This is a genomic window from Pseudoalteromonas caenipelagi (assembly GCF_013140855.1).
Classification (GTDB): domain Bacteria; phylum Pseudomonadota; class Gammaproteobacteria; order Enterobacterales; family Alteromonadaceae; genus Pseudoalteromonas; species Pseudoalteromonas caenipelagi.
Window position 1 is genome coordinate 60995 of the sequence record NZ_JABBPG010000013.1, and the last position, 23396, is coordinate 84390.

General features: G+C 42.8%; 29 protein-coding genes. 26 read left to right on the forward strand and 3 right to left on the reverse strand.

What is annotated here, in order from left to right:
* Positions 1-559: 559 nt before the first annotated feature.
* From HG263_RS20735 to HG263_RS20760, 6 genes are all read left to right on the forward strand, one after another.
* Positions 560-1288, forward strand: a complete 729-nt coding sequence (locus HG263_RS20735; RefSeq protein WP_171627987.1) for a hypothetical protein — start codon at positions 560-562, stop codon at positions 1286-1288.
* 1 nt (position 1289) lies between these two features.
* A complete protein-coding gene (locus tag HG263_RS20740) occupies positions 1290-1991 on the forward strand; it encodes a hypothetical protein (protein ID WP_171627988.1) in 702 nt (233 codons plus the stop codon).
* A gap of 141 nt (positions 1992-2132) precedes the next feature.
* Positions 2133-2402 (forward strand): hypothetical protein, encoded by a 270-nt coding sequence (locus HG263_RS20745; protein ID WP_171627989.1) that lies wholly within the window; start codon positions 2133-2135, stop codon positions 2400-2402.
* Between the two features lie 145 nt (positions 2403-2547).
* Complete coding sequence (locus tag HG263_RS20750) at positions 2548-3210, forward strand: fumarylacetoacetate hydrolase family protein (RefSeq protein WP_171627990.1); 663 nt, start codon at positions 2548-2550, stop codon at positions 3208-3210.
* Between the two features lie 28 nt (positions 3211-3238).
* Positions 3239-4426: a formate-dependent phosphoribosylglycinamide formyltransferase gene (gene purT, locus HG263_RS20755; protein WP_171627991.1), complete on the forward strand. Its 1188-nt coding sequence runs from the start codon at positions 3239-3241 to the stop codon at positions 4424-4426.
* The gene (locus HG263_RS20760; RefSeq protein ID WP_171627992.1) at positions 4423-5322 is read left to right on the forward strand and encodes an aldo/keto reductase; all 900 of its coding nucleotides are present in this window, start codon (positions 4423-4425) and stop codon (positions 5320-5322) included. Before purT ends, HG263_RS20760 begins: the two co-directional genes overlap by 4 nt.
* A 69-nt stretch (positions 5323-5391) precedes the next feature.
* On the opposite strand, the gene HG263_RS20765 is transcribed toward HG263_RS20760, so the two are convergent.
* Positions 5392-6060 carry a TorF family putative porin gene (locus HG263_RS20765; protein ID WP_171627993.1) on the reverse strand — a complete coding sequence of 223 codons (669 nt, stop codon included), beginning with the start codon at positions 6058-6060 and terminating at the stop codon, positions 5392-5394.
* Between the two features lie 230 nt (positions 6061-6290).
* Positions 6291-7457, reverse strand: a complete 1167-nt coding sequence (locus HG263_RS20770) for a hypothetical protein (RefSeq protein ID WP_171627994.1) — start codon at positions 7455-7457, stop codon at positions 6291-6293.
* A gap of 261 nt (positions 7458-7718) precedes the next feature.
* Between HG263_RS20770 and HG263_RS20775 the strand changes: the two genes are divergently transcribed.
* Together HG263_RS20775 and HG263_RS20780 are read left to right on the forward strand one after the other, a co-directional pair.
* The gene (locus HG263_RS20775) at positions 7719-9653 is read left to right on the forward strand and encodes an AsmA family protein (protein WP_171627995.1); all 1935 of its coding nucleotides are present in this window, start codon (positions 7719-7721) and stop codon (positions 9651-9653) included.
* Positions 9654-10051: 398 nt separating this feature from the next.
* Positions 10052-10549, forward strand: coding sequence for a DP-EP family protein (locus tag HG263_RS20780; RefSeq protein ID WP_171627996.1), 498 nt, complete (start codon positions 10052-10054; stop codon positions 10547-10549).
* Between the two features lie 18 nt (positions 10550-10567).
* Here the strand turns inward: HG263_RS20780 and HG263_RS20785 are convergent, their stop codons facing one another.
* A complete protein-coding gene (locus HG263_RS20785) occupies positions 10568-13108 on the reverse strand; it encodes a protein kinase domain-containing protein (RefSeq protein WP_171627997.1) in 2541 nt (846 codons plus the stop codon).
* 169 nt (positions 13109-13277) lie between these two features.
* Between HG263_RS20785 and HG263_RS20790 the strand changes: the two genes are divergently transcribed.
* The 18 genes from HG263_RS20790 to rplQ all read left to right on the forward strand — a co-directional run bounded on the left by HG263_RS20790 (position 13278) and on the right by rplQ (position 22888).
* A complete protein-coding gene (locus HG263_RS20790) occupies positions 13278-14144 on the forward strand; it encodes a polysaccharide deacetylase family protein (protein WP_246240052.1) in 867 nt (288 codons plus the stop codon).
* A gap of 266 nt (positions 14145-14410) precedes the next feature.
* Positions 14411-14779 carry a 50S ribosomal protein L14 gene (gene rplN / locus HG263_RS20795; protein ID WP_010378257.1) on the forward strand — a complete coding sequence of 123 codons (369 nt, stop codon included), beginning with the start codon at positions 14411-14413 and terminating at the stop codon, positions 14777-14779.
* Positions 14780-14789: 10 nt separating this feature from the next.
* Positions 14790-15104 carry a 50S ribosomal protein L24 gene (gene rplX, locus HG263_RS20800; RefSeq protein WP_070986511.1) on the forward strand — a complete coding sequence of 105 codons (315 nt, stop codon included), beginning with the start codon at positions 14790-14792 and terminating at the stop codon, positions 15102-15104.
* Between the two features lie 16 nt (positions 15105-15120).
* Positions 15121-15660 carry a 50S ribosomal protein L5 gene (gene rplE, locus HG263_RS20805; RefSeq protein WP_070986510.1) on the forward strand — a complete coding sequence of 180 codons (540 nt, stop codon included), beginning with the start codon at positions 15121-15123 and terminating at the stop codon, positions 15658-15660.
* A gap of 10 nt (positions 15661-15670) precedes the next feature.
* A complete protein-coding gene (rpsN, locus tag HG263_RS20810) occupies positions 15671-15976 on the forward strand; it encodes a 30S ribosomal protein S14 (protein WP_058031299.1) in 306 nt (101 codons plus the stop codon).
* Positions 15977-15996: 20 nt separating this feature from the next.
* A complete protein-coding gene (rpsH, locus tag HG263_RS20815; RefSeq protein ID WP_070992636.1) occupies positions 15997-16389 on the forward strand; it encodes a 30S ribosomal protein S8 in 393 nt (130 codons plus the stop codon).
* A 13-nt stretch (positions 16390-16402) separates the two neighbouring features.
* Positions 16403-16933 carry a 50S ribosomal protein L6 gene (rplF, locus tag HG263_RS20820; protein WP_171627998.1) on the forward strand — a complete coding sequence of 177 codons (531 nt, stop codon included), beginning with the start codon at positions 16403-16405 and terminating at the stop codon, positions 16931-16933.
* Between the two features lie 9 nt (positions 16934-16942).
* Entirely contained in the window at positions 16943-17293 is a 351-nt protein-coding gene (rplR, locus tag HG263_RS20825) for a 50S ribosomal protein L18 (protein ID WP_070986507.1), read from the forward strand.
* Between the two features lie 9 nt (positions 17294-17302).
* Positions 17303-17809 (forward strand): 30S ribosomal protein S5, encoded by a 507-nt coding sequence (gene rpsE, locus HG263_RS20830; RefSeq protein WP_070992633.1) that lies wholly within the window; start codon positions 17303-17305, stop codon positions 17807-17809.
* 6 nt (positions 17810-17815) lie between these two features.
* Positions 17816-17998, forward strand: a complete 183-nt coding sequence (gene rpmD, locus HG263_RS20835; RefSeq protein WP_016710201.1) for a 50S ribosomal protein L30 — start codon at positions 17816-17818, stop codon at positions 17996-17998.
* A 5-nt stretch (positions 17999-18003) separates the two neighbouring features.
* Positions 18004-18438 (forward strand): 50S ribosomal protein L15, encoded by a 435-nt coding sequence (gene rplO / locus HG263_RS20840; RefSeq protein WP_171627999.1) that lies wholly within the window; start codon positions 18004-18006, stop codon positions 18436-18438.
* 11 nt (positions 18439-18449) lie between these two features.
* Entirely contained in the window at positions 18450-19778 is a 1329-nt protein-coding gene (gene secY / locus HG263_RS20845; RefSeq protein ID WP_152084657.1) for a preprotein translocase subunit SecY, read from the forward strand.
* 23 nt (positions 19779-19801) lie between these two features.
* Positions 19802-19915, forward strand: a complete 114-nt coding sequence (gene rpmJ / locus HG263_RS20850) for a 50S ribosomal protein L36 (protein WP_002959476.1) — start codon at positions 19802-19804, stop codon at positions 19913-19915.
* 128 nt (positions 19916-20043) lie between these two features.
* Complete coding sequence (rpsM, locus tag HG263_RS20855) at positions 20044-20400, forward strand: 30S ribosomal protein S13 (protein ID WP_105189430.1); 357 nt, start codon at positions 20044-20046, stop codon at positions 20398-20400.
* Positions 20401-20413: 13 nt separating this feature from the next.
* On the forward strand, positions 20414-20800 hold the full coding sequence (gene rpsK, locus HG263_RS20860) for a 30S ribosomal protein S11 (RefSeq protein ID WP_010363724.1): 387 nt from the start codon (positions 20414-20416) through the stop codon (positions 20798-20800).
* Positions 20801-20821: 21 nt separating this feature from the next.
* Entirely contained in the window at positions 20822-21442 is a 621-nt protein-coding gene (rpsD, locus tag HG263_RS20865) for a 30S ribosomal protein S4 (RefSeq protein WP_171628000.1), read from the forward strand.
* A gap of 24 nt (positions 21443-21466) precedes the next feature.
* Entirely contained in the window at positions 21467-22453 is a 987-nt protein-coding gene (locus HG263_RS20870; RefSeq protein ID WP_070992631.1) for a DNA-directed RNA polymerase subunit alpha, read from the forward strand.
* Positions 22454-22489: 36 nt separating this feature from the next.
* A complete protein-coding gene (gene rplQ, locus HG263_RS20875; protein WP_152084660.1) occupies positions 22490-22888 on the forward strand; it encodes a 50S ribosomal protein L17 in 399 nt (132 codons plus the stop codon).
* Positions 22889-23396 lie beyond the last annotated feature (508 nt).

Below are 23396 nucleotides of genomic sequence, written 5' to 3' on the forward strand. Positions count from 1 at the left end.
TGTGCTCGAAATATTAATGTTTACATTTTTTTATCTTTATTGTTGTTTATTTTCGTATTGCTCTGTCCCGCTTTAGAATAAGCAATGAAAGGAAAAGCGTAAAAATAGTCGATTTTAGAAGTTTAATATTTTGATAGTGCGTGGGCTTTTGAAAGTAGCTGTTAAGTAAGGAAAATGATGAGAGTCATTTCCGTATTGTAAAACTGTCAATAGATTAAGCGCGCTTTAGATGATGAAAATTTATACTTTAGATTGATATTTTATTTCGGCTTGCCTAGCTTTGATATGTCGGCTTTGGATGCTGGTAGCGTGATTAAAAATGCAGTTAAATTCTTTAATCATTACACCACATACCAAAAAGGATGAGCGTTGTGGAGCTAGTCGTAGACGTTGTAAACACATTGGGTAACTTTGATGTTCAGTTGTTTGAATCACACGCATTAGACCCTGTTTTTGTGATCCCAATAATTATTGTGGCTTGATGCATATTAGGAATGTGAGGCCTGAGATAAGGCTGAAAATGAGTTACATAAGGAAGTTAAATAGATAAGGAAGTCTTATGAAAAGTTTTGACGAATTTAAAAATATTACCTCTGTTCATGACATTATAGACATATTGCAATCCCATGCGGATTACACATTCTCACCAGATAAAAATCGCCTAGTGTTAAAAGACACACAGTCGCACAGGTTAGTACTGTATAAAGGTCCTAGTTGCTTTGGTGCAACGGTAAGTAATTCGGCCGCACATTCAGTGTGTTTATTGCAAGGCTCTTTGAGGATCAAAAGAGTACCTTTACAAGAAAAGCTCGTTAATGAAGGCACCTCGCAAATCTTTGTTGCCAACGCAGGTGTGACGATCACCAGCTTAGAGCAAGGTGAAGCGTTACAAATAGGCTATATGGAAGCCTTTGATTATCACGCATCAAGTGACGCTTGTTGGATGGCGTTATACGATAAGGAAGTTGCGCACTGCAAGAGTGTTAAACTGTGTGCAGTGACACTTGAGCCACTCATCACAACGCTTTTGTATCAAAATCACGCGCGTTTATTTAACTTTATCGAAATATTAGCCCGTTCTACATGTGAAAAGAGTTTTCAAGCTTTACTGGCACTGTCTAAAAGCCAAATTGATGAATTGGCGTGGCGTGCTATCGAAGGGCTCTATTTGCGAGATCCGTATAAAGCGGCTCAATTGGTGAGTGAGTATAAATCGTCACATTGCTGTGAGGTGGTGCGCAATCGTGCTGAATGTTTAATACCTTCGATAGATAAAATGGAGGCATAGCATGACGTACTCATTTAATTTTTGCAGCAAAAGTGCAATTTCGCTGGCGACTTTTGTAGAGCGTATAAAGTCTCATTACACAGGCCCCGATTGTTTGGATAGAAAACATGTGAATTTTTTTGCTTTGCAGCTTCAGCTATTGGCGAACAACAAATACTTTTTAACGGATTTAGTCTGTGACAATGTGCTTAAGGAGACATTAAAAATAGAGTCGGGTAACACATATGCCAATGACTCTTGGGTTATCTACATCAACAAGTCCCCTTTTTTTCAAGTGAGGGTATGTTTTTGGCACTCTGACGGTGAGAAACAGTGCCAAAATGATAAGTTGAACGTTTACCGTTGTTTGCATGACCATAACTTTGCGTTTTTAACGACTAACTACTTTGGTCCAGGATATATCTCTCGATTATTTCAATATGACTATAGCGATGAACTGGAAGAGGGGTGTGATAGTTGTTTGCAATCTCTTGGTTCACATCAGTTAAGTTCTGGAGAGGTTATATATTATGAACCTTCAAAAGATGCGCATCTACAAGTCCCTCCTAAAGCCTTTAGCATTTCATTAAATTTGATGTTTGAAACCAACGGTAATAAGCAGTTTGTTTTTGATATTGAAACCGGGCGTATAGTACACACTGTCATCAGTAGCGATGCCATTGCTAAGCAGTTTATTAAGGAGTTAGTAGATGACGCGGTATAGGCACGGCAGGCTGGAGATAACAGCCTGTTTCCGTACGACAACGTTATCCTGAGTTTATGCAAAAGGCGTACTTTACCGTTGAACGCTTTACCTCTAAGGTTACGGATTAGGAGTTACATTTAGTGAGGTCTCAGCCTTTAGATGAAACAACAAATGCAGCTGCGTTTATCTAAAAGAGCGCACACTGTACGATTTAATAATATTCAGCCATTATTCGAAAACGTTTATTCCCCGTCAGAAGGGCGAGTTGGGCATGCCTTACTACCTGATTATGGGCTGCTAAACTTAAGTGAATTCATGAGAGAACTGAGCTTTTTGGGGATGACGATTGGATTGCGTTTTGTAATGAACCTCAGTACGTTTATGACAAAGTACCTACTTGTGGTCGGAGCAAATAAATCAGCAGAGTAAACAGGTAGTGCGTGGTAAATTATAAGCGGACTATCAGTGAGTGTTATACCAATTATTGCTAGAAGAGATATATAAAACACTATTAAAATTAATAAACTAGCTTATGATTACGGGCCTAGATGTAAATGTGCTTAGTGGAGATGTTATGTATAAACACCAATGGGTAAATGGACAAAAAATGGACCTCCCTGAGGGGAAAATAGTGTGCGTCGGTCGTAATTATGTTGAACATGCACAAGAACTAAATAACCCCATTCCTTGCGCCCCATTAATTTTCATGAAGCCGACTACCAGCTATCAAAGCTTTAGCGAAGAAATCACGCTAGATAAATCGCTCGGAGAGCACCACTATGAAGCGGAGCTTGCCTTACTAATTGGTGAAAAAGTAGATAAACATCATGCTTCACCACTTGAGGCAATAACTGGGGTTGGTTTGGCGCTCGACTTAACATTACGTGACATGCAATCAGAACTGAAGCAGCAAGGGCATCCATGGGAGCGAGCTAAAGCCTATGATGGTAGTTGTCCTATTACCCCTTTTGTTGCTATTAATACGCTTGCTGATTTACACACCTTAGAATTTCGATTTTGGCAGAACAAACAGCTAATGCAGCAAGGCAATACTGATTTGATGATCTTCTCATTTGAACAACTTTTGAAAAGTGTGAGCCAATTTTGCACTTTAATGCCAGGAGATGTTATTTTGACAGGCACACCGAAAGGGGTGGGGAAGCTAGAAAACAAGGCGCTACTTAGCTTACAACTCAATGGCCACCCTAAGTTTGATGCGCAGGTCAAGCTGCAATAACGCTTGATTGGTTACCATAGGAAAATAAATGATAATTAAACCATTAGGTACGCCGTTTTCAAAAACGGCGTGTAAAGTCTTGTTATGTGGTGGTGGTGAACTTGGCAAAGAGGTGGTGATTGAATTCAAGCGCCTTGGTTGCGAAGTTGTGGTGTTAGACAGATATGAACACGCACCAGCGATGCAAGTTGCTGACAGAAGCTATGTTTTATCTATGCTTGATGGGGAGCGTTTAGCGCAAATAATCAAACAAGAACAACCCGATTACATCGTGCCAGAAATAGAAGCGATTGCGACAGATAAACTTGTAGAGTTAGAGCAACAAGGGTACACCGTTGTGCCCAGTGCAAAAGCCGCGCAACTGACCATGAATCGCGAGGGGATCCGCCGCTTAGCCGCAGAAGAGCTTGGCTTGGCAACCTCCCCCTATCGCTTTGTAGACTCCTTAGAAGACTTCAAACAAGCCATAACTGAGATTGGTATGCCCTGTGTAGTTAAGCCTATTATGAGTTCATCAGGCAAAGGGCAAAGTGTTGTTAAGCAAGAGCAGGATATTGACGCTGCATGGCAATATGCGCAAGAAGGTGGCCGAGCAGGGCAAGGACGCGTGATCGTTGAAGGGTTTGTGGATTTTGACTACGAGATCACCTTGCTTACCATTCGCCATGTAAATGGCACTAGTTTCTGTGAACCCATTGGTCATGTACAAGAAAACGGTGACTATCAGCAAAGTTGGCAACCGCAACAAATGAGTGAGTTGGCATTGGCACGCAGTAAAGACATTGCCCATAAAGTAACCGAAGCGTTAGGCGGTCGTGGTTTATTTGGTGTTGAACTATTTATTAAAGGTGATGAGGTTTATTTTAGCGAAGTATCCCCTCGACCTCACGATACGGGCATGGTGACGTTAATCTCACAAGACTTAAGTGAGTTTGCACTACATGTCAGAGCAATTTTAGGACTGCCTATTCCGAATATTCACTTTCATGGTCCTTCAGCATCAAGTGTTATTTTAGTGACGGGAGAATCGCAACAGCTGCAGTACAGTGGTTTGCAAGAAGCGTTGGCTATACCAAATACTGAGTTACGCTTATTTGGTAAGCCTGAAGTTGTGGGTACTCGTCGTATGGGGGTCGCGCTTGCCAGAGATCAGTCTGTGGCGCAGGCAACATCAAAAGCAATACAAGTTGCGAGCAGTATCAAGGTTACATTATGAATCAGCCATCAAGCCACCGAGTAATAGACCCGTTTGTTCTCGGGTTTTGGCGTTTACTGGATTGGCAGCTGACAGACAAGCAATGTTTAAGCTATCTGCAGCAGTGCATTGATTTAGGGATTAAACACACAGATCATGCTGATATTTATGGTGAGTATGAGTGTGAGCGCGCCTTTGGCCGCGCTCTAAAGCTTGATCCGCATATTCGTAATCAAATTAAAATTATTACCAAATGTGGTATTCGCCCAGCATTGGCTAAAAAAGGCTTAGCGGGTAAGGCAAACCACTATGACTCAAGTAAGGCGCATATCATTGCTTCAGTTCAGCAAAGTCTGAAAAACTTCAATACTGATAGACTAGATGTCTTGCTTATCCATCGTCCTGATTATTTAATGGACGTAGATGAAGTAGCTGAGGCATTTAATAGTCTCAAGCAAGTCGGGGATGTGTCGCACTTTGGAGTATCTAACTTCACACCGTCGCAATTTGAATTATTACAATCGCGTTTATCTTTTCCATTGATCACCAATCAAATCGAGTGCTCGGTGTATGAAATGAAGGCATTGGATGATGGCACACTCACCCAGTGTCAACAGCGAGGTATCCACCCGATGATTTGGTCCCCGTTAGCCGGGGGGCGGTTGTTTGATAAAAACGATCAAAAGGCAACCCGCTTGGCAGGGGTACTTGAAGAAGTTGCACAGGAGGTGTCGGCCACATCCATTGATCAAATCGCTTATGCTTGGCTAAACCGTTTACCATCACATCCTTCAGTGGTGCTTGGAACGGGTAATATTAAGCGCGTAAAGGCTGCGATTGAGTCTACGCATATCGACTTATCGCGTGAGCAGTGGTATCGCATTTGGCAAGCATCTACAGGGCACAGTGTACCGTAATTGACAGTCGCGAAATGATAAAAGGGCCTTTCGGCCCTTGAGTTTTGCAGCAAGTATCAAAAAAGGGTGTTACAGAGTAAAGTCTACACTGTAGCTTACAAAGGCTTTTACATCGTCGTTGGTATTGAGGTCGGTTTTGATTAATCCTAGCGTAAAACCATCTTTCGAGACGCTTACCCCATAGTCCATATAGCTATCGTCTTCCCCCGTCCACTCTTTGATGGTATCGCCGCTTGAGCGACCAATGTGTAGAGCAAGTTCACTATCATTAAGAATGTTAAAGCTGGCATTGAGCTCTAAATACAGCATGTCCTCTTCGGTGCTTGAATCTTTTTGTGCATGAGTCAGGTAGCTGGCTTTAATACTGAGCCATTGCCAACTAAGTGATCCATAAAGTTCGCCAAAATTGCTCGAACCCGGTGCGTCGGGGTAGGCGTAATACAAGTAACCAACATCGTAGCCCAAACCTTGTGCTTCACCACTAAAACCTGCGTACACATCCATTTCGTAACTGGTTTGGTCACCAAACTCGACGTTAGACACCCAAGTTCCCGCATAAAAGCCGCTATCAGAGTTGTAATCAATTCCTCCCGAGAACGCGGCACCATCATCAGTTTGGGTAATACCACGCCAGTAGTAGTTAGAGCTGGCAGCAACGTTAGCGCTTACTTCAGCAAGCGTATTAAAAGAGGTGATAGAGAGGCATGCAAGAGCCAATAAAGAAGCTGTTCTTTTCATTATATTTCCTTAGAGCACTGAGTTGGAAATAGAGTGAGCAACGCTTACGCCAATTTTGAAAGAAACAAAATTATTTATTTAACATAATGATTATTATGAATTTAATTAATGTTGATGTGAGATGGTTGTGAAATGAAGGGGGCGAAAATGCACAGGTATGGTGCGTTTTGAATGAAATTTGCACATGTACCTAGCAAGCGACATGTGCAAATCCACTGTATTAGCGAGGCTTAACCAAAAATAGTGCGCATCAGTGAGATAGTTTCATCTACACTGCGACCTTTTTCGACTTCTGCCACTATTGAGTCGCGCTTAGCGCGAATATGCTCAGGGATAGATTCATCACTTAACGCTCTATCTACCAACACCTCTGCCGACTCTTTACCACGACGAACCGTTTTTTTGCCGCCACTGCTGGTGGTACGTTGTGGTTTATTAAGTAACTTCAAGTAGTTCGAGCCTTCGGCCGTGTCTTTGTCTGCATAGTAAAACCAGCAAGGTAACAACGCTTTAATATCTGCAAGCTGTTGTTCAAACTCATTTGCAGGGGTTGGCATTTTAAACCAAGGCATGGCATGTATAGTGAGTACAATATCTTGCCAGTAGCGTTCAAAGTCGCGGTTATTCAGTTTGGTAATGCCAAATGCTGAACATAATGCATCCAGCTTTGAGCTACTAATGGGGGTGAACACATCAGGGCGGCGCATCGCCAATAATCGCGTGGCGGGAGCAAGCGTTGGCTTTTCATCACTGCCGTTAAATGCCAGTAAATAGGCGACTACAAATTGCTGGTAGTCTTGCTCGCTTACCTCGCCTTCGGCGGGAATGTGCGCCAATGCTTCATCAAATGCGCCCGGTAAGTCGGCGAAGAGTTGATGAAAGCCTTTGGCGCTCTTTGTTGAACAAAACCATTCGACATCAAAGTTATATACGCTGGTATCAAGTGATGCGGCATGTTTACCACTAAAGGCCAGTCTGTCTTCAACTATCATTTCTTTTAGTGGTGTTGTGCGTTTATCAGCCAAGTAAGCGGTAAGCTTGAGTTGTTCATCAATAGCTAATGCATCACGGTGTTGCTCAACAAAAGCAACTAATACAGGCCAAGGGGTTATACGCAGTGTTTTAAGCTGCAAGAAGCTAATGGCCGATATAAGTTGATCGTGTAACTTTTTAACGGTAGGTAGTTGATGGTCATCAAGCAAATCAAAATTGAGTCGGTTTTTTGCCACGTCTAATAGTTCGTAGCACCATAGCAAAAAATCTTCAGGGTGGTTCTCTACCTTCACCGCCATTAGGTTTAAACTGATCTCAGTCGCTTGTTTTAAAATATTCTGGTAAATCTGACTTTCTTGTTCACCCAGAGCCATTTTTGACGGGGAAATGAGCAACTTCTTCATGCTGGTTTGAGTCTCCACACACTTGCTTAAAAATTCATCTATTGAGTTTAGCCAATGCCAGTTAAATTTGACAAGGGCGGGCGATCATACCGAAGAATGGCGAACTTACAATCCAATAAAGTGATATTTACACAGATAGACTGCAAACAAGTCACGGTGAGAATAATTTTTACTGATATCATAGTGATTAGGCATGAATTTAGTTATCAGCAGCGCTACTATAGTTGTAATGGCTTCAGTTATCAGTAATTAAGGAACGTTATGAAAACCGTGATTAAGGTATTAGGTGCAACGGTACTTGTGTTAGTTGGTGTGGTACTTGCTGCACCTTTTTTAATTCCTACCGAGCGCATAATCAGTGAGCTATCTGAGCAAGTAGAGCTTAACACTGGTCGTAAATTGCAGGTATTAGGGCACAGTGAGCTATCGGTGTTACCGAGTTTAAAGATAGAGCTTAATGACGTGCATTTTGCCAATATGCCATCGGGCAGTCGTGACAACATGGTGAGTATGCAGGCGCTAGAAGTGCATATACCCTGGTTATCGATATTAGGCGGTGAGGCAAAGCTTGAGAAGTTTGTTATTCGCCAGCCTAATATTTTGTTAGAGACAAATCAGCAAGGAGTAGCTAATTGGCAGATATTTCCTACAGCGAAAAATACCGATACGCAAACCACATCAAACGAAGGGAGTACATCTTTACCTGACAACTTTGATGTTAAGTTAGGTGAAGTGGCGATTTATGGCGGTACGTTCACTTATAAAAATGGGCAAACCAAGGCACAACACCAACTAACCGATGTTGAGGTGACGGTGCAGCTGCCATCATTGCGCGAAACGCTCGCTATTGCGGGCTCTATCACTTATCAACAGCAAGTATTTGAACTAAGCACCACACTGGCAACACCCGCCAAGCTGATAGGGGGGGATACATTTACTGTGACACAGGCGCTTAACTCTGCGCTCGTTAATATGAACTTTACGGGCAAAGTGGCGCAAGGGGGTAAAGATATTCAAGGTGAGCTAACCCTTAAAGGTGACTCAGTAAAAGCGATTGCACAGTGGCAAGGGGTTGACCTTAAAGCCAAAGACAATGCCTTTAACCAATTTGAAGTAAGCGGCGCGATGCATATGAGCGGGCAAACCTTTACCCTTAAAACGCTCACCGCCAAATTGGATGAACTTGCCATTGAAGGTAAAAGTACAATTGAGCTTGGCAAACGCCTCAATGTACAAGCCAATGTTGACTTAGGTATGTTGGACTTAAACCCCTATCTGCCGGAGCCTGTAAAACAAGCAGAAGCACCCAAAGAGCAACAAGAAGCACAACCTATAGTTTGGGATGATACACCGATTGATTTATCGGCCCTTAACTCGCTCGATGCCAATGTAGTGGTGCGCTCAACAGGCTTAAAAGCACGCGAGATAAAGCTTGGGGAAAACCAACTGTCATTTAAATTGAATCAGGGTGTGGCTCTGATTGGTTTAGATAAATTTAATGCCTACGAAGGTACGGGTAATGGCGTAGTTAAAGTAGATGCCAGCCGCACTCCATATAAAATAAACACCCAATTTGCGTTAGACAGTATCAACGCTGAGCCACTACTTACCGATGCAGTGGGTTTTGATAAGGTGCTGGGTAAGGGCAGTATCAATTGGGATTTAAACACCCAAGGGCAAAGCCAAAAGAGTTTTGTATCAGCCCTTGCTGGTAAGCTGGCGTTTAACTTAAAAGATGGTGGCGTAAAAGGCGCAAACATTGCCGAGATGACCCGCAAAGCCAAAGAGATGCTCAAAGGCGACTTTTCATCTCTCAAAGATGGTTTAAATGCCGATTACAACCCTGAGCAAAAAACCGACTTTTCATCACTTACAGGCAGTTTAGTGTTCACCAATGGTATAGGCCGTAATACCGACCTGTATCTTGCCAGTCCACTTATCCGTATTACCGGTGAAGGGGATGTGGATTTACCACAAACCAATGTGAACTACCGTCTAGTCACTGGCATTGTTGATACCATCGAAGGGCAAGCAAGCAACGATGACAGCACAGGCTTTAAAGTACCCCTGCGCATTAAAGGCCCATTTCATAAAGTGGATGTGAATATTGATATCAGCGGCGCGGCTAAAGACAAAGCCAAAGATAAAATTAAGGATAAATTGAAAGATAAGTTGAAGGGCTTGTTTGGCGGGTAACTAATAGCGGTTGTTAAGCATCATAATGAGGTTTTGTGGTTTAGCCTCATTATGCCTGCGTCATTAGACTGATTATGGCTTAGTTGCTGTGGTGTGTTTGAATAACCTTGATAGAAAGTGGTAGCTCGCTTTGTGATTAAATGTGCTTAAAGTCAGCTCGCCACGAGTAAGTAACAGATACTTTAGCCCATTCAGCTGTACCAAGTTGCAACTGGTGATTTGGTAAGAGTTTAAGTCATATTAAAGATATAAATTTTAATTAGGGACTATTTTGAGTTCCCAATTGATGATTGTTGTGCATCATGCATTAAAATAACTGTAATTCGGTGTAATCGTATTAAGTATGTTTATATGATTATATTAACTATGTCCTTAAAAACTGAATAAAGGAAACTCTCATGAGTCAAATTGATACGTATAACTTTACAGTGAAACCAAGTAGTACAGGTGAAGATTGGCAGATCACCCAAAATACAAACTCAAACGGTGAAGCGCTTAATATCCAACTTAACAATGGTGATAAAGCCGTATTGATTTACACACTAGCGGCAGACGACCAACAAACATGGCAGTTTACTGAAAACGGTACGCTATTTACTGAGGCGCAAGACAACTTAAATTACAATTTGTCGAGCAACGTATCAGCTGATGGTGTAGCGGTAACCGTGTCGATTGAAGCGGTAAACCTAGACCATACTTTGACTGAAGCGGATATTAATAAGCTGATGAGCGAGCCGCAGGCAATGAGTTGTACACTAGAGCTCTTAGGTGAAGCGACCATTGATTTTCGTTTAGTGGCTGAGCAAACAGGAGGCGATAGTGCTCCGTTTGGGCCTGTTAAACGTTATTTTTCACAGGACCCACGAGTCACGATTGGAAGTACACAACCAACTTAACTGAATTTTGGTACTAGCTTAACTAGCACAAAGGTAGTTTGTATTCTTTGTGCTAATGAGTAACTCTAACTTTTCGGTATGTACGCATAAGCTTTTGAACCAAGGTAAAGTATAAAAGTTGGCGCTCCATCCGTCATTTATGCTGTTCTCTATTGTTAACAATGCAGATTGATGTTCTCCCAGTAAAGTTAGAACCATTGCTTTGACAAATTTTAAATCGTAAACATTAGGGTTTTCATTTTCTATATAGTTAACTAATTTGAGTGCAGCAATGCCTTCCCCCAAATGCAATAGCGCTTGTACCCTAGGTATCAAATCATCAAAATCAGTTGAATCTTCAGTCATATTTAGAATGGTTTGATACAGTACTTTAGATTGTTTTTCTTCTTTCAACAACAATAGGCTGTCAGCGTAATTGAGTATGTAGTTAAGGTGCTGAGGGTTCAGCTCATAAGCTTTTTTTGCATGAATAGATGATAGTTGGAATTCTCCTACGAGTGACAGAGCAATAGCCAGATTTGATAGCGCCTTTGTATCTTGCGGTGATTTTTTGAGTAGTCTTTTGTAGGCTGCAATAGCCTGATAAGGAGACCCACTAAGTAATGATATGTCAGCATAAGCCTGAAGGGCCCAGTAATCATTTGGTGCAGAACTGATAACCAAATCAAGATAAGATAAAGCGTCAGTATACTGACCTTTTAACAAATATATAATAGCGACGCTTCTCGTTACTTGTAACGTTGGCCTCAATTTATATGCAGCCAAAATATTATCAAGTGCCTGCTGATAGTGTGCTCTTTCTCTGAAATAATTAGCTTTAATACTGAGTAGTTCATATCTATCTATATTAGTTTTTTCTAAAGAAGTTATTAGACTTTCAGCCTTCTCCCAATCCCTGAGCTCTTGATACACCAGAATGTGGTCTAGCAAAAAGTTAGGGCTAAATTTGTAACTCTCAGGAGCATTTTCTAATGTATCGACAAAGCTCCATAAAATATTTGGGTCTGAGTGCATTCTATGTGTTTCGATGACTACTCTACGATATAAGCTGTAGAGCGGAGTAAAATTAGGCGCTTGCCTTTGTTGTGTGCGAACCTGATGAAGTATTTGCTTTAGATCTTGATTCCCAGAGTTGTACGAGTTTACAAGCGTTACATACTTCTCAAAAAAAGCATCACTTATTTCATCTGATAAGGCCTCTTGAGAAAACAACCCACTCACATGACTCAAACTATTCCGATATGCTTCACTAAAGCTCTCAGCATCCACACTATAACGCGTTGACTTAATCATAGTGGCTTTACTGCCATCAATGGCATTTAATATCACTTCACAAATCGACCCGCGACAAGAAAGCTCAGGTTCAAGCAAAATATTGGCGCCCAGTGCTTTACCTAAACTTGCCAGCGACGTTTCTTCACCCATCAATTTAATCGCGGTTTCTACTTCGGAATTAGACACTTGTAAGGTGCTACTATCTTGCAAAATAAAGTTACTAATCGCATCGTCTAGGCCCAGTTTAACAATGCGTTGTTGGGTATCCGTCAGTGACGATTGTTCATCATATTTGATAGGCAGGGCGGCAATATAGGTTTTAGGTTTAGTGATTTGCCAATACCAAATACCACTGCCAATCAGGCCGACAAATAAAAAAGCAAATGCAAAAAGAGCCAGCAGTTTGTTGCGTTTGCTATTGGGATTGCTGAGATTAAGCTCGCTTAGCTCTATGGTGGGGTCGCTGTTATCGTAATTAATGCTCATTAAAACCTGTTTAAGGTGCATCACCACCTCATCGGCGCTGTGCGGGCGTAAGTCTTTATCAAACTGTAATAAGCGCTCAATCAGTGTAATTAGATCATCTGAGTATTCGATTAAGCCACGCGCGGCATGTTTAAGCGGGCTAAATTTAATTTGTTCGGCAATGGCTTGCTCTGTGTTTGCTTGTGCTTGTGCGCGATATGGGTGGTTACCGGTGAGTATTTGATAGGCTAATAAACCAAAAGAGAATAAATCACTTCGCTGATCCAGTGGTTCTTCGCGTAATTGTTCGGGTGACATCGAGACCAGGCTACCAAAGCTAGATAGCTGGCTAACATCTTGCTCGCCTTTTAATTGCGATATGCCAAAATCGGCTATTTTTGCCTGGCCTTGCTCATTCACTAATATGTTGGCAGCTTTTAAATCTAAGTGCAGAATATGTTGTTTATGTGCGGCACTTAAACCTTGTGCTATGTCGATTAAGATAGACAGTTTTTTTTCTAAATCGAGATGTTGTTCTTTTAAGTGGTTATATAGTGTGGTGCCTTGCACATATTCCATCTCAAGCACCAAGCTAGTATCAACCTCTTGCACATTATAAATTTGCACAATGTTAGGGTGGTTGAGTTTGGCGAGCAGGCGAGCTTCTTCGAGCAATGTTTGACCATGCGTATGCGCGTTATTTAAAACTTTGAGCGCAACCTTGCGACCTAATTTAGCATCCGTTGCTAAAAAAACGGTACTCATGCCCCCTTGTCCAATGGGCATCACGTTTTCATAATGGCGGCTTAAGTCGATCACTGCGCGATAAGTTCCAATGTTTAATACCAATTAATGAGTTTATAGCGACTAGCGGTTGATGAGAACCTCTAATTACCTAAAAAGTCATATTTAATTTTATTCAATTGCCGAGTTTGGTGCCTCGTGGTTAACTGATTGTACCTACTTGTTGATTATCCAAGGATAGAGCATGATTAAAATGTTTATCAACGGGGCAGCTATCTCTTTACTAGCAATGGCGATCAGTAGTTGCGCTAATAATGTAGAGGCCGAACCAAAAACACATTTAAAGCAAGATACGCCTTCAGTTAGCCGTGTTTGGCAATACCCTCATGGTGCGCGTAATGCCGTTAGTATCACCTTTGACGACGCCAGAGCCAGTCAACTCGATATTGGCGTGCCAGTTTTAGACAAACACAATGTTAAAGCGACCTTTTATGTAATGCCTGGGCCTGTCGCCCAACGTTTAGCGCAGTGGCAAGCGGTTGCCCTCAATGGTCATGAAATTGGCAATCATACTGCCAGTCACTTATGTACGGGTAACTTTCAATGGCTAAGGCAACAGAATCAGGGGTTAGAGCAAGTCGATTTACAGTGGCTGCGTGACGACATCACCAAAACCAACAACTATATAGAAAATAACTTGGGCGTCACGCCGCGCTCGTTTGCATATCCTTGCGGAAATACTTTTGTTGGCCGGGGTATTGAAGTTAAAAGTTATGTGCCGCTGATTGCCGATATGTTCTCCACCGGCCGCACTTGGCTTGATGAAACCGCAAACGATGCTAACTACACTGACTTTTCTCAGCTTACTGGTATTCGCATTGATGGGATGACATTTGCACAAATCAAAGTAACTCTTGATGCGCTGCGCTTTAGTAACAGCTGGATTATCCTCGCGGGTCACGAAGTGGGAGAAAAAGGCATTTATACCATCGATGCAGAGGCCCTAAACGCATTGATCAAGTACTTAAAAGACCCAGCCAATGGGTATTGGTTGGATACGGTAGACAATATTGCAACTTTTTTAAAAAATAATCGTACTGAGCCTAATTAGATTGGTCGCTTTTTAATCTATTGATGCAAAAAGGGAGTTTTGCATTGAAATAGTTAACTTACGACCCCACCTAGTAAAACTGTACCCGCGTTAACAGCTGTGTTTGCTAAATTAATTAAAAATTGAACTATGAATACACAACCTTTGCTGGTACAATTGCCCGCCCTTGAAAGACAAATCACTCGTTTTTTGAGCGGAATATAATCTAAATGCTTTGATTTTAAACAAAATTAAAGCGAGTTGTAACTACACCGGAGCTCATTAATATGATCCAAATGCAAACTCAGCTGGACGTTGCTGATAACAGCGGCGCTCGCAAAGTGCAGTGTATTAAAGTCCTTGGTGGTTCGCACCGTCGCTATGCGGCTGTTGGTGACATCATTAAAGTTTCTGTTAAAGAAGCGATTCCTCGCGGTAAAGTGAAGAAAGGTGATGTTAAAAACGCGGTAGTTGTGCGTACTAAAAAAGGCGTTCGTCGTCCGGACGGTTCATTGATCCGTTTCGATAGCAATGCGGCTGTTATCTTAAATGATAACCTACAGCCTATTGGTACTCGTATCTTCGGCCCTGTGACTCGTGAACTACGTACTGAAAAGTTCATGAAAATCGTTTCACTAGCCCCAGAAGTACTATAAGGAGTCTATCATGGCAGCAAAAATCCGTCGTGATGACGAAGTAATCGTACTAGCCGGTAAAGACAAAGGTAAGCGCGGTAAAGTGCTTTCAGTTGTAACTGAAACTGGTCGAGTATTTGTCGAAGGCATTAACTTAATCAAGAAACACCAAAAGCCTGTACCACAATTACAGCAAGCTGGCGGTATTGTTGAGAAAGAAGCGTCAATCGACGTATCAAACGTTGCGATCTTCAACCAGGAAACTGGTAAAGCAGATCGTGTAGGTTTCAAGATTGAAGACGGTAAGAAATTACGTATCTTCAAATCTACTGGTAAAACTATCTAATAGTTGGAGTAGAATGATGGCGAAACTGCATGAAGTATATAAAGACAAAGTAGTCGCTGAACTTCAAGAGAAGTTTGGTTTCAGCTCTGTCATGCAAGTCCCTCAGATCGAAAAGATCACATTAAACATGGGTGTGGGCGAAGCCCTAGCTGACAAGAAAATTCTAGAAAACGCTGTTGCAGATCTAGAAGCAATCTCTGGTCAGAAAGCTCTAATCACGAAAGCACGCAAATCAGTTGCTGGCTTCAAAATTCGTGAAGGCTACCCAATTGGCTGTAAAGTAACCCTACGCGGCGAGCGTATGTGGGATTTCCTTGAGCGTTTAGTCTCAATTGCGATGCCACGTATTCGTGACTTCCGCGGTGTTAGCGCTAAGTCTTTTGACGGTCGCGGTAACTACTCTATGGGCGTACGTGAGCAAATCATCTTCCCAGAAATCGATTATGATAAAGTAGACCGTGTTCGCGGTATGGATATCACAATCACTACTTCTGCGAAAACTGATGAGGAAGGCCGTGCGTTGTTAGAAGCATTTAACTTCCCATTCAAGAAATAAGGGTAGGGTTATGGCAAAGAATTCTATGAAAGCGCGCGAAGCAAAGCGCACTAAATTAGTTGCTCAGTACGCTGAAAAGCGCGCGGCACTAAAAGCTATCATCAGCGATGTTAACGCATCTGAAGATGATCGTTGGGATGCGGTATTAAAGCTTCAAAGCTTACCGCGTGATTCAAGCCCTGCACGTCAACGTAATCGTTGTAACATCACGGGCCGCCCACATGGTTTCCTTCGCAAATTCGGCATGAGCCGTATCAAAGTTCGCGAAGCAGCTATGCGCGGTGAAATTCCTGGCCTTAAAAAGGCTTCTTGGTAATAGAATCACGGGAGTAAGACATGAGCTTGCAAGATCCTATTGCGGATTTGTTCACACGTATCCGTAACGGTCAGACTGCGAAGAAGGTTGCTGTATCAATGCCAACTTCAAAGCTGAAAGTAGCAGTAGCTAAGGTACTTAAAGACGAAGGTTATATCACAGACTTCGCAGTATCTGGCGACGCAAAACCAGAATTGACTATCGAATTAAAGTACTTCGAAGGCAAAGCTGTTATTGAAAACATCCAGCGTGTTAGCCGCCCTGGTCTACGTATCTATAAGAAACGTGACGCATTACCTAAGGTAATGGGTGGTCTAGGTATCGCTATCGTATCAACTTCTCAAGGCTTGATGACAGACCGCGCAGCACGTAGTGCAGGCGTTGGTGGTGAAATCATTGGCTTTGTAGCTTAATCGGAGGGGAACAATGTCTCGTATAGCGAAGGCTCCAATTACAGTTCCTGCCGGTGTAGAAGTTACAGTTAAAGGCCAGGACATCACAGTTAAAGGCAAAAATGGTGAGTTGTCTCGTACTATCAACGACGCTGTTGAAGTAACTCTAGCTGACAACGTGATCACAACGACACCTCGTGACGTTGCGAACGCGTGGGCACAAGCAGGTACTGCTCGTGCACTTATCAACAACATGATTGTTGGTACACACGAAGGCTACGAGAAAAAACTTCAATTAGTTGGTGTTGGTTACCGTGCGGCTGTTAAGGGTAAAGTTTTAGACTTAACTCTTGGCTTCTCTCACCCAGTGAACTTTGATATCCCTGAGGGCATCACTATCGAAGCTCCAAGCCAAACTGAACTTGTAGTTAAGGGCGCTGACAAACAATTAGTTGGTCAAACTGCTGCTAACATCCGTTCATACCGTGAGCCAGAGCCTTATAAAGGTAAAGGTGTACGTTATGCAGATGAGCACGTGCGTCGTAAAGAAGCTAAGAAGAAGTAAGGTAAGACGATGGATAAGAAAACAGCTCGTCTACGTCGTGCTAAACGCACCCGTAGAAATTTTATTGAACAAGGCACAACGCGTCTTGTTATCCACCGCACGCCACGTCACATTTACGCTCAGTTAGTTAATGCTGAAGGTAAAGTACTGGCTGCTGCTTCTACAGTTGAAAAAGCAATTGCTGAATCAGTATCAGGCACTAGCAACATCGCTGCAGCGCAAGCTGTAGGTAAAGCGATTGCTGAACGTGCAGCTGACAAAGGTGTTGAAAAACTAGCCTTTGATCGCAGTGGCTTTAAATATCACGGCCGTGTGAAGGCGCTTGCTGATGCAGCGCGTGAAGCCGGTCTGCAATTCTAGGAGTAGACAATGGCTAACGTAGAAGCAAAGCAACAACAGCCTGATTTGGCTGAAAAGCTAATCGCGGTGAACCGTGTGTCTAAAGTGGTTAAAGGTGGTCGTATCTTTAGCTTCACTGCACTAACAGTAGTTGGTGATGGCGCAGGTAAAGTAGGTTTTGGTTATGGTAAAGCTCGTGAAGTTCCAGCTGCTATTCAAAAAGCAATGGAAAAAGCACGTCGTAACATGATCAACGTTGAACTAAACGGTAACACGTTACAGCACCCTATCAAGGGTCGCCACGCGGGTTCTAAAGTATACATGCAGCCAGCATCTGAAGGTACTGGTATCATCGCCGGTGGTGCAATGCGTGCAGTACTAGAAGTAACTGGTGTACAAAACGTACTATCAAAAGCATACGGTTCAACAAACCCAATCAACATCGTTCGTGCAACAATTTCCGCTCTAGAGAACATGAATTCTCCAGAAGGTATTGCTGCAAAACGTGGTTTAACTGTTGAACAGATTCAGGGGTAATTAACCATGGCTAATAAAACTGTAAAAGTTACTCAAGTAAAGAGCTCTATCGGTCGTTTGCCGAAGCATAAAGCGACTTTACGTGGCCTTGGTTTACGTCGTATCAACCACACTGTTGAGTTAGAAGACACAGCATGTGTACGTGGTATGATCAACCAAGTTTCTTACATGGTTAAGGTTGAGGGGTAATTCGAATGCATTTGAATACACTTTCACCTGCTGCTGGTGCAAAAACTGAAAAGAAACGTCTAGGTCGTGGTATTGGTTCTGGTCTTGGTAAGACTGGTGGCCGTGGTCATAAAGGCCAAAAATCACGTTCTGGCGGTACAGTACGCGTTGGTTTCGAAGGCGGTCAAATGCCTATGCAACGTCGTCTACCTAAGTTTGGTTTCACTTCACGTAAATCTCTAGTATCTACTGAAGTTAACCTTTACGAAATCGCTAAAGTTGAAGGCGATGTGGTAGACCTAAACGCGTTACAAGCAGCTGGTCTAGTTAAAAAGAACGTTCTGTTCGTTAAAGTTGTTAAATCTGGCGAAGTTTCACGCGCAGTTACCGTTAAAGGCATTAAAGTGTCTAAAGGTGCTCGCGAAGCTATCGAAGCTGCCGGAGGCAAGGTAGAAGACTAAGGAAGTACACTATGGCTAAACCAGGTCAAGATATGCAAAGTGCACAAAGTGGGCTTGCGGAACTGAAGCGTCGATTACTATTCGTTTTAGGCGCTATCATTATTTACCGTCTAGGTTCATTCGTGCCGATCCCTGGGATTGATGCCGCTGTACTTGCCGAATTCTTCGAGCAACAAAAGGGCACCATTGTTGAAATGTTTAACATGTTCAGCGGTGGTGCGCTTGAGCGTGCTTCGGTACTGGCGCTCGGTATTATGCCGTATATCTCAGCTTCGATTATTATGCAGCTATTAACGCATATACACCCTGCGATGATAGAGCTTAAGAAAGAAGGTGAGCAAGGGCGTAAGAAAATCAGTCAGTACACGCGTTATGGTACGCTCGTGCTAGCTACTTTCCAGTCAATTGGTATTGCTACTGGCTTACCAAACATGATGAACGGATTAGTTGTTAATCCAGGTTTCGGTTTCTATTTCACCGCTGTGGTGAGTTTAGTAACGGGTACTATGTTCTTAATGTGGCTGGGTGAACAAATTACAGAACGAGGTATTGGTAACGGTATCTCAGTACTGATTTTTGTTGGTATTGTAGCTAACCTGCCGTCTGCAATTGGTTCGACAGCTGAAATGGCGCGCCAAGGTGATCTGAATGTTCTTGTACTGTTATTGATTGCGGTAATCGTATTCGCAGTTACTTATCTTGTTGTATTTTTTGAGCGTGGACAGCGTCGTATCGTTGTAAACTACGCCAAACGTCAGCAAGGTCGTCAAGTATTTGCTGCTCAAAGCACGCATTTACCACTAAAAGTAAACATGGCGGGTGTTATTCCACCAATCTTTGCTAGCAGTATAATTTTGTTCCCTGGTACAATTGCAAGCTGGTTCGGCCAAGGTGAAGGTCCGGTCGCTGATGTGCTACAAGCTATCTCTGCAGTGTTGACCCCTGGTCAGCCTTTGTATGCGATGGTCCTAGCTGCGGCTATTATCTTCTTCTGCTTCTTCTACACTGCGTTGGTATTTAACCCGCGTGAGACAGCAGATAACCTGAAAAAATCTGGCGCTTTTATTCCAGGCATTCGTCCAGGTGAGCAGACATCTAAATACATTGATAAAGTGATGACACGCCTGACATTGGCAGGTGCTTTGTATATAACCTTTATCTGTCTGGTGCCCGAGTTTATGACTATGGCGTGGCAAACGCCATTCTACTTCGGCGGTACATCAATTTTGATTATCGTTGTAGTAATCATGGACTTTATGGCACAAGTACAGACTCATATGATGTCACATCAGTATGATTCTGTGCTGAAAAAAGCAAACCTTAAAGGCTATGGCCGATAAGGTTATTTTCACGGAGTTGAGCAATGAAAGTACGTGCTTCCGTTAAGAAAATTTGCCGTAACTGTAAAGTTATCAAGCGTGCTGGTGTAGTACGTGTGATTTGCAGTGAGCCTAAGCACAAGCAAAGGCAAGGCTAATAAAAGTCATGCAGGCTAAGTAAATATTACTTAGCCTGTGTTTTTGAATGTGATCCGATCTTCGTTTGAGTATCCTTGCGGGCTTTTCAAACAGATGGGTGTCGGATCGAAATATAGGAGATGTGTTAGTGGCCCGTATCGCTGGCATTAACGTCCCTGATCATAAGCATGCAGTTATTGGTTTAACTAGCATCTATGGTGTAGGTAAAACTCGCGCTAAGGCGATCTTAGCAGCGACTGGTATCGCCGAAACTACAAAAATCGGTGAGCTTTCAGACGAAACACTTGACGTACTTCGTGAAGAAGTTGGCAAGTACACTGTCGAAGGTGATCTTCGTCGTGAAGTGACTTTAAACATCAAGCGTCTTATGGACCTTGGTTGTTTCCGTGGCTTACGTCATCGTCGTTCGTTACCACTACGTGGTCAACGTACTAAGACTAACGCGCGTACTCGTAAGGGTCCACGCAAGCCTATCAAGAAATAAGGTGGGGTAAGTTATGGCTAAAGCACCAATTCGTCGTAAAAAGGTCAAAAAGCAAGTTGTTGATGGAATGGCACATGTTCATGCATCATTCAACAACACAATCGTAACCATTACTGACCGTCAAGGTAATGCTCTTTCTTGGGCGACTGCAGGTGGTTCTGGTTTCCGTGGTTCACGTAAGTCTACTCCGTTCGCTGCACAGGTTGCTGCTGAGCGTGCAGGTACTGCTGCACAAGAGTACGGCCTTAAGAACCTAGAAGTATTCATTAAAGGTCCAGGTCCAGGCCGTGAGTCTGCTGTACGTGCATTGAATGCTGCGGGTTACCGTATCACAAACATCACTGACGTGACGCCAATCCCTCATAATGGTTGTCGTCCACCGAAGAAACGTCGCGTTTAACAATAGGTTAGGAGAAAGAACATGGCAAGATATTTGGGCCCTAAGCTCAAGCTGAGTCGTCGTGAAGGTACTGACCTGTTCCTTAAGAGCGGCGTAAGAGCTATCGACTCAAAGTGTAAACTTGAGACTGCACCTGGTCAGCACGGCGCTCGTAAAGGTCGTCTATCTGATTACGGTTTACAATTACGTGAAAAGCAAAAAGTACGTCGTATTTACGGTGTATTAGAAAAGCAATTCCGTAACTATTATAAAGAAGCTGCTCGCCTTAAAGGTAACACAGGTGAAAACCTACTACAGCTTCTAGAGCAACGTTTAGACAATGTTGTATATCGCATGGGTTTTGCAAGCACGCGTGCTGAAGCACGTCAGCTAGTGAGCCACAAAGCGATTATGGTTAATGGTCGTGTTGTTAATATCCCTTCTTTCGTAGTTACTCCTGAAGATGTAGTAGTAATTCGCGAGAAGTCTAAAAAGCAAGCGCGTATCATCGCTGCTCTAGAGTTGGCTGAGCAACGTGAAAAGCCAACTTGGATTGAAGTTGACGGTAAGAAAATGGAAGGTAGCTTCAAGCGCCTACCAGAGCGTTCTGATCTGTCTGCGGACATTAACGAACAACTAATCGTCGAACTTTACTCGAAGTAAAGTTAAGAGTTAAGAGAGGATAAAATGCAGGGTTCTGTAACCGAATTCCTAAAGCCAAGGTTAGTCGATATCGACGCTATCAACCCAACGCGTTCTAAAGTAGTTTTAGAACCACTTGAGCGTGGTTTTGGCCACACTTTGGGTAACGCTTTACGCCGTATACTGTTGTCATCTATGCCAGGATGTGCAGTAACTGAAGTTGAAATCGACGGTGTATTGCATGAGTACAGCGCGAAAGAAGGCGTTCAAGAAGACATCATTGAAATTTTGTTGAATCTAAAAGGTTTAGCGGTATCTCTAGAAGGTAAAGATGAAGTTTTTCTGACCCTGACTAAGTCTGGTGTAGGCCCTGTGACTGCGGCAGATATCCAGCACGATGGAGATGTAACAATCGCCAACCCAGATCACATTATTTGTCACTTAACTGCTGACAATAGTGAAATCAGCATGCGTATTCGTGTTGAACGTGGTCGTGGTTATGTGCCTGCGTCTAGCCGTTTATCCTCTGATGACGATGAGCGTCCAATTGGTCGTCTGCTGCTTGATGCATCATTCAGTCCAGTTGAGCGTATTGCGTACTCGGTTGAGTCAGCCCGTGTTGAACAACGTACAGACTTAGACAAGTTAATCATTGATATGGAAACGAACGGTACTTTAGATCCTGAAGAAGCGATCCGCCGTGCGTCTACTATCTTAGCTGAGCAGTTAGAAGCATTCGTAGATTTACGTGATGTATCTGAGCCAGAAGAGAAAGAAGAGAAGCCAGAATTCGATCCTATTCTGCTTCGTCCTGTTGATGATCTTGAGCTAACAGTGCGTTCAGCAAACTGTTTGAAAGCCGAGCAAATTCAATATATCGGTGACTTAGTACAGCGTACTGAAGTTGAGCTTCTGAAAACACCAAACCTTGGTAAGAAGTCTCTAACTGAAATCAAAGATGTACTAGCTTCACGTGGACTTTCACTAGGTATGCGCCTAGAGAACTGGCCACCGGCAAGCTTAGCTGAATAAGCTAAGTTACTATATTTTAGTTAGAAGGATAGGGTCATGCGCCATCGTAAGAGTGGTCGTCAATTAAACCGTAACAGCAGCCATCGCAAAGCGATGTTCAGCAATATGGCTGGTTCTTTGGTGAAGCACGAAATCATCAAAACAACTTTGCCTAAAGCGAAAGAGTTGCGCCGTGTAATTGAACCTTTAATCACACTGGCTAAGACTGATAGCGTAGCAAACCGCCGTTTAGCGTTTGCTCGCACGCGTGATAAAGAAGTAGTTGGTAAATTATTCAGCGAACTAGGTCCTCGTTTCGAAGGCCGTCCAGGTGGTTACACTCGTATTCTTAAGTGTGGCTTCCGTGCTGGTGATAATGCACCAATGGCTTACGTTGAGCTTCTAGACCGCCCAGTAGCGGAAGAAACTCAAGAAGACGCGCAGTCTGCAGAGTAAGTCTTTATAAGACACAAAAAGCCGAGCAATAGCTCGGCTTTTTCTTTTTGTAACTTCCACACCTAATCACTTTTTTACTCCCAATCTAACTAGCCTTTTTCTACATAAATGTACTATTTGACGCCCAGCTAACCCTTAATTCTCGATTAAACGGATCATTAGCTAGCAAGTAGGTGAAAAGGTTTTAACTAAACTTAGCTCTATTGAGCTGATTATCGATGGGTAAATGTCTTATTATTGAGCTTTTAGCTATAAATTTGCTCGAAAGATCTATTTTCATCACTTTTCTTCAAAAATTCTGCAAAAACCGCTTGCGCTTTTAATTCGCCGCCCTATAATGCGACCCCACTGACACGGAGCGCTACGCTGAATAAGCAAAGTAACAACGAGTCAGCGTCGAGTAAAACTTAAATTTAAAACTTCTTAAAATTAAGTGTTGACAAAAAAATGGGAATGCTTAGAATGCACACCCCTAGCGAGATGAAGCCAAGCGCTGATTCATCGCACT